General features: G+C 59.7%; 6 protein-coding genes and 1 pseudogene. 3 read left to right on the top strand and 4 right to left on the bottom strand.

Annotated features, from left to right (window positions below):
• The 3 genes from NMG70_RS33145 to rpoN form a co-directional block, all read left to right on the top strand.
• Nucleotides 1-335: T3SS effector XopP-like protein (locus tag NMG70_RS33145; RefSeq protein WP_495663983.1), on the top strand; the 335-nt coding region annotated here is incomplete at its 5' end.
• Nucleotides 336-1,212: 877 nt separating this feature from the next.
• Entirely contained in the window at nucleotides 1,213-1,746 is a 534-nt protein-coding gene (locus tag NMG70_RS00840) for a peroxiredoxin (RefSeq protein WP_008878171.1), read from the top strand.
• 177 nt (nucleotides 1,747-1,923) lie between these two features.
• Complete coding sequence (gene rpoN / locus NMG70_RS00835) at nucleotides 1,924-3,330, top strand: RNA polymerase factor sigma-54 (RefSeq protein ID WP_254022777.1); 1,407 nt, start codon at nucleotides 1,924-1,926, stop codon at nucleotides 3,328-3,330.
• Here the strand turns inward: rpoN and NMG70_RS00830 are convergent.
• The 4 genes and pseudogenes from NMG70_RS00830 to NMG70_RS00815 form a co-directional block, all read right to left on the bottom strand.
• The gene (locus NMG70_RS00830) at nucleotides 3,317-3,949 is read right to left on the bottom strand and encodes a nitrogen fixation protein NifQ (RefSeq protein WP_254022776.1); all 633 of its coding nucleotides are present in this window, start codon (nucleotides 3,947-3,949) and stop codon (nucleotides 3,317-3,319) included. The two genes, rpoN and NMG70_RS00830, sit on opposite strands and share 14 nt — an antisense overlap.
• Nucleotides 3,950-4,026: 77 nt before the next feature.
• Nucleotides 4,027-4,632, bottom strand: coding sequence for a nuclear transport factor 2 family protein (locus NMG70_RS00825; RefSeq protein ID WP_254017914.1), 606 nt, complete (start codon nucleotides 4,630-4,632; stop codon nucleotides 4,027-4,029).
• 174 nt (nucleotides 4,633-4,806) lie between these two features.
• Nucleotides 4,807-4,929, bottom strand: a pseudogene (locus NMG70_RS00820) (ferredoxin); the annotation flags it as partial.
• Nucleotides 4,930-4,971: 42 nt separating this feature from the next.
• Nucleotides 4,972-6,189, bottom strand: coding sequence for a cytochrome P450 (locus NMG70_RS00815; protein WP_077378936.1), 1,218 nt, complete (start codon nucleotides 6,187-6,189; stop codon nucleotides 4,972-4,974).
• Nucleotides 6,190-6,869: the final 680 nt, after the last annotated feature.

Here is a 6,869-nt window from a genome sequence, read left to right as displayed (position 1 = left end):
CCGAGGAGTTGGAGCCTGCGGATCGACCACGGGCGTTGAAGGGGGAGCCAGGCTCGCTGTTCGAGATCAGGCTGCAGCCCAAGGTGCTGCGTAATCGTGCCATGCCGAGTCCGATGTGGGTGCACATCCATACGAACCGGCCGGTACATGCCCGGCAGTTGGCAATGCTGGATGACGCAGCCTTCGCCGCTTGCCACGTCAAGTCCAATGAACAGCGCGGGCATAATCGGCAGTGGCAAGACGCCCGCGCTGCGATCGGCCACGAGAACGTCGTAATCCACCGGGGCAAGCTCACTCCCGCGTTCTGCAAGTCCTTGTTGACCGACCGGGCCTAGAGGTCGAAAATGGGCCGGCCTGCTCGCCGCATGTTGTGGTCTCCAACCAGCTTGGCAGACAGAGGCGCGATCTGGGAGGCGCCCTGGCAGGGCGGGCAGTGGCCTGGATCGCAGGTATGGCTGGGTTCTCGCGGTGGCGAGCATCGAGTGCGGTCTCGTTGGGTTCTCCGGGTCCTGGCCGACGCCCTGCCGACACTCAACGACGAGACGATCGAAACAATTCGCGTGCCGGACGGGCGCTCCGTTCCGCTTCCCGCCTGCCGTTAACCGAACCCCGCTTTGACGACTTTCGGTGAGTCTCGACATTTTTGTTAAATTTCGGACACAAGAAGGTCCCCGATAGAGACGCTTGGCAAGAGCAAATGGGAGTTTGTGATCGTCCCACCGGAGCCGAGTTCGATGCTCACCCATTCCGGATCAGGGTGCTTGCTGAAAGCGCGCGCGCTGATGATCGCTGCGCGAGTCATATGATCGCGATAGCTGTGCCCCGGCACGCAACAATTCGCTAGCGGCAGGCGCTATGCCGTGCTGCCGGTATGCGGACAGTGCATCGGCTTGGCCTGCCTGCTTCGCACTTTCCCATTGCGATGGGGAGCGCTGAATATCCGCGCTACACAGGACATTTGTTCAGTGTGATGACGTGACGGCTATTAGCGCGCATTGGCTTGCCGAACACGTCGTCCCCGAAGTGAAAGGGTTGGTGCAGAAGCAGCTTCATCGGAAATGGCATGCCGCTTGCTACTCGTGCTTAGAGCGCATTGAACCACGAAGAAAGCGACTACCGCACCATGGCTGGCACGCGAAGCTCACAGGACCCCAGCGCGGTAGTGCGCCAGCCCAGTCCAGTGCGGCAGTTTTTTCTAAAGGAGCAAGTTGAATGACCGGTCAAAAGAAGGTGCCCTTCGTCACGTTTCTCACGCGTGTTCGCGATGATTCAGTCCCGGGGCCAAATCCATACCGCTGGGAAGAAAGGACATCCGACGACTACTTTGCCGGCAAGCGCGTCCTCCTGTTCTCGCTGCCTGGCGCTTTCACCCCGACCTGCTCGACCTACCAACTGCCAAATTTCGAAGATCTCTATGAGGAATTTAAGAAGGAGGGGATTGACGCGATCTACTGCCTCTCGGTCAACGATGCCTTTGTCATGAATGCATGGGGGAAGTCCTTGGGGCTGCAGAAAGTCGAGCTGATCCCGGATGGGTCAGGCGAGTTCACGCGCAAAATGGGCATGCTGGTTGCCAAGGACAATCTGGGCTTCGGTATGCGTTCGTGGCGCTACGCGGCTCTGGTCAATAATGGTGTGGTGGAGCAGTGGTTTGAGGAGGAAGGTTTCTCCGACAACTGCGAGACCGACCCCTATGGCGTCTCATCCCCGCAGAACGTCCTTCAAACATTGAGGGCCGCTGCATGATCTGGCGCAGGATCGACCGACTATGTGCAGCGGCGTTTTTTGGCGAGACCGTGCACGAAAGGCGAAACCCTAAGGCGCATCGTTTGAGTCGTTCAAATGTGATGCGCGTGTGGAAGCCTCGACCTGTGAGAGATCCAATTAGCCACGGCCAAGAGCTTCGTTGACAATGAACTGACCATGAAATCTTCGTTTGGCTTACTTCAGAAACAGTCTCTTGCAGCATCGCCTCAACTCATCGAGTCGATTCGCTTGCTGCAACTGACGCATGCCGAACTGCATCAATTCGTGGACCAAGAGCTCGAGAAGAATCCGCTTCTGGAGCCTGCGCCAAACGACGAGGGGCCTGGCGAGGTTGAAGGACCGAGCTGGGCTGGGTCCCCGGACCTGCCCAGGCAAGGGAAATCCCAGTCGAACGCGACCAACACCGCGCCGGGTGATCGTCCTGCCTTCGAGGAGTTTGTCGCCTTAGCCGAAACGTTGCACGACCATGTCGCTCGTCAGATCTCCCTCACTGCCTTCACACCGCACGAGCGGCTGATTGCTAATCAGCTTGCCGGTCATCTGGATGACACTGGCTATGTTCAGGTAAGTCCTTCGGACCTGGCCGGGAACCTAAACGTCGGGCAGGCCGATGTGGAGCGGGTTCTGGGTATCTTGCAGCACTTCGATCCACCCGGAATTTTCGCACGAACGCTCAGCGAATGTCTTGAGATACAGTTGCGCGAACGAAACCGGTTTGACCCGGCGATGGCGGTTTTGGTTGCCAACCTTGAAATGCTTGCGCGACGCGATTTTCAGAAACTGAAGCTGCGTTGCGGCGTCGATGAAGAGGATCTTCTCGACATGCTGCAGGAAATCCGTGCGCTCGACCCCAAGCCCGGAAACACATTCCAATCGGGGACGCCGGAATGCGTCATACCGGACGTCTGGGTTATGCCTGCGCACGGAGGTGGATGGCAGATCGAACTTGATCCGAACACGCTGCCCAAGGTGCTGATCAACCAAAGCTATGTCGCGGAGGTTTCAAGCCGAGCCGCCAAAAAATCGAAAGACATGACATTTCTCAACGAATGCTTGCAAAACGCGAACTGGTTAATCCGCAGCCTCGATCAGCGCGCAAAGACGATCCTGAAGGTTGCAACTGAAATCGTGCGCCAGCAGGATGCCTTTCTGCAATATGGCGTCGACTACCTACGCCCCCTCAATCTCAGGACGGTCGCTGACGCGATCAACATGCACGAGTCGACTGTAAGCCGGGTGACGTCGAACAAGTACATGGTTACCCCACGCGGGGTGTTCGAACTCAAGTATTTCTTCACTGTCGCGATCGCCTCCTGCGAAGGCGGTGACGCGCACTCCGCCGAAGCTGTTCGCCATCGGATCAAGGCGATGGTCGCCGAAGAATCGTTTGATAGCGTGCTTTCGGACGATGACATCGCTGACCGGCTCAAGGAATGCGGCATCGATCTCGCTCGCCGCACCGTCACCAAATATCGCGAGGCGATGAATATCCCCTCCTCCATACAGCGGCGCCGGGAAAAGCGCTTGTGGCGCAACGGCGATCAAAGCCTCAAGGACTCGTGACGAAAAGCGGCCCTTGAATCAATGTGATGCGTTCTACACATTCGCCGTCCTCCGGTCCGAAGCAACTGTCGAAATCGCTACATTCCCGGCAATTGGGCGCAGTGCATAGCAAAAACCCCTCGGCCTCACAGAGTTTGCGGTAAAAGTACTTCTTCCATTTCATGTTTTGGGTATTGCCAGCCGCCAGCATCGGAAAATGGATGGCAAGCAGGCGGTTGAGCTCGGCCCGATTGAGAAGACCAAGGTCCTGCCACAGATGGTCGTCGCGCATGGCGCGCCGGGCGACAATCTTAGCGAAGCGGGCGCTCGCCGGGTGCCCCGGCCGGGCATGCGCCAGCAGCAGGCCGCGCAGAAGTTCTTCCTCCATGCCCGGCTCAGGATCGCTGACGTCTTCCAAGGCGAAGGTTGCCATAGCGGTGGCGGACAAACTGCGGGGCAAGACCTCGCGCAGCTCGGCAAGGGAAAGGCCTGTTGACTCCGTCGCTGTCGCTTCGCCATCCTCGACCTCCTTGAGCGCACACGAGAGAACGCAGGCAAGGACATGTTCGTCGAACCCCTTCTCCGGCTCAAAGGTGGGGTATTGGCCTGCGCGGACACATGCATCGTTATGGGCGGACATGGTCCCGTCTCCGTCGCAGGGCAGAAAGGCAATCCCGCCGGCCGCATCTTCACCCCTGCAGGGTGTCGCTGGGGTCGCTATAATCGCTCTTCCGCTGCAAAGATGTCATGGTCCGTCGTCCCACTGATGCGGCTCTCCCGTTCCGAAGCTGGGAAGGCATTGTCGCGAGAAGCAATGCGACGCTTCCCGAGCGCGTAGACCGGATCGTCCGGATACGGTGCTCCAGTCGGCTGTCGCTGGCCGAACCGTTCTGCCTCAAGCACCGCCGGTGGGATCTGCTCCTCGATCCAATCGTAGACAACGGTCCGTTCGGCGATCCGCCACTCCCCTTGCCTCTTTTGAAACAGATCGCAGTAGCGCCCGCATAGAAGCATCTGGCGTACTTCTCCGTCTTGGTCCGGTCCGCGTTGCAGCGCGGTGAAATAGCTCTCGACTGCGGCCTCTGCCGCGCTGATGAATTCGATCAGGATGTTCGTGATCTGATGGATGTTGCGCGGTCCGGTCTTGAAGACATCGAGCGCAAACCGAATGAAGCCCTCGGCCGGGCCGCGATACGGCCCGTGGCTGTCATGGGCGTCGGGCCAGTACGCGCTGCGCAGCATCGCCTCATCGGCGCGGTCTGTCCCGCGGCAATACCGATAGAGGCAGTCGCGGATCGCCTCGCGGTCGAGCAGTTCGACGATTTTCGCTTGGCCCGTCGGGTCTGTCGCAAATTCGGCGGTTCTGACGTGCTCCGGGACCTCTGTCTTCGGTTTGGGGGTGGCCTCCGAAGCGATTCGCGCAGCGGGTGGATCGTCGATTTCCAGCGCAAGTTCGGGGCAGGATCGCACTCCATCCGACGCAAGCAGTTGCTCCCCGTCCGCAACCTCAATGTCACCGGCGAGGATGTAACCCGCCTCATCCAGCTTGAAGACTGCCGGCGCTCGCGCCGCGCATTGCGCATGACCCTGACATCTGGCTTGGTGAACGATGATGCGCAAGGCGACCTCCAACGTCTGTGCCCGGCTCAGGCCGGGCTAGGTTTAGGCCCAGTCCAGGATCAGATTTTCTATCCCGAACAGTTGGCCGCCATGGGTGATGGGTGCCGTTCCCTCCTTGATCCGAAAGGGCGGCAGGCGCGCCAGCCACTCCTCCAGGCCAATGACAATTTCCCGCCGGGCGAGATGTGAGCCAAGGCAACGGTGGGGACCATAGCCAAAGGAGGCGTGGCGGATGCCTTCTCGCGTCAGATCGACCGTGTTGGGGGCTTCGAATTCCGCCGGGTCACGATTTGCAATCATCGTGGCGCAGGAAACAAAGTCCCCCTTGCGGATCGGCGCGCCTTCGAAGTCGATATCTTTCCGTGCCACGCGGATCATATGGACGCTCGGAAAGGCGCGCAGCAGTTCTTCGGCTGCGCGCACGATCCGGTCCGGTTCTTTTCGGAGCAATTCCTGATCTTCCAGGTTTCGCGCGAGATAGGCCAAGTCAAAGCCTATGGCTGTAGCGACCGTGTCGAGCCCCGCCACCAAAACGAGCACGCCAATGCCACGGATCTCCTCGTCTGTCAGCCCGCGGCCCTCGACCTGCGCCTGCACAATGAAGCTCATGAAATCGTCGGCGGGCTTTTTGCGGCGCATCGCCGCCAGCTCGTCCACGAACGCCACAATCGTCCGAGCCGCCGCCGGCCGTCTCACATCATCGCCGTGGAGCAGATCTTTCGCCCAGGCAACAAACGTCTCAAGACGGTGCTCCGGCAGTCCGATGAAGCGAAGGAAGATGCTGACTCCGAAAGGGTAGGCGAAATCCTTCATCGCGTCGCAGCTTGTGCCCGACGAGGCGATCCTCGTGATAAGCGTTATCGCTCGCTCGCGGATGGCGGGCTCCAGTTCCGTTACACGCTTCGGCGAAAAGAGCGGATTGAGCAATGAGCGAAAGACTGCATGGGAAGGGGGATCGAGTTCGAGCGGGATCGTCGGCCAGTCTTCGCCCAGCGCAGATGCGAAGATGTTGCGATGACTGGAAAAGTTTTCGGTCTCCTGCAGCACCCGGCGCTGATCTGCGGCGCGAGTGATGACCCAAGCACCCTGCCCGGTACGCGTGTTCCAGGGCGAATAAAAGATTCGCGGTCCGGCATGCACGCAAGCGACGGCTGCGTGCGGGTCGCCGTTGGGCGTCGGTGACATGCCTGGCGACGCAAAAAGGTTGAAGTCGCCCACCATTTCCGGCGGGACATGATCTGGAATCGGGTTGGTCGCCATCTGGTTCTCCTGCGTTCAGGCGTTTACGCGCTCGACTGAGATCGCAAGGCTGTTCGTCACCGCTGAGCTCCGCAACGCACTGCCGACATCGCCTCCGATGACAATGTCGAGCAAATTGCGTGCCGAATAAGCGCACCATTGGCGCTGCTCATATCTGCGTTGTAGCGGCCCTTCTGAGGCTACCCTTGGTAGGGATTTCGACATTCATGACCGTTCCAGACACGACAAGGTTTGCGGAATAGAAAGCTAACGAGGAGCCGAGTCAAAGAGGCTAAGTATCGAATGAGGTCACCTGCGAGAGAGGGTGTAGCTCGGCGGTAGCGAAGCCGCTCGCGAGCGCGCCCTCCACAAGCGCTGTAGCGAGCGAGCGGCTTCGCGTCGTCATCGACACTTCGTCGGTAAGGTCGGGTTGCTGACCCAACTAATTCGAAGGATGATCGATGACCGACGACATGGTGAACCGGCGCGCTCGTGGAGAAGGCTCCGGATCCCGATCTCTTGCGCGAGATGGATTGGATTGCCGTCGAGCGGCTGAGCGAGCCGGAGACGGGCCGCGATCGGCCGCGCGTATGGCAAGAACAAGGTCCACGTCCGCCGGCGCCCTTCAGGGCGCCCGCAAATAGCTCACCGCCGAGATCGGCAGCCCCACATACTTCTGCGTCAGGATCACATCGGCCTGG

Origin of the sequence: Mesorhizobium ventifaucium (assembly GCF_935822925.1) — a bacterium.
Classification (GTDB): Bacteria; Pseudomonadota; Alphaproteobacteria; order Rhizobiales; family Rhizobiaceae; genus Mesorhizobium; species Mesorhizobium ventifaucium.
Note: the sequence above shows the minus strand (reverse complement) of the source record. Positions and strands in the feature narration are given on the sequence as shown.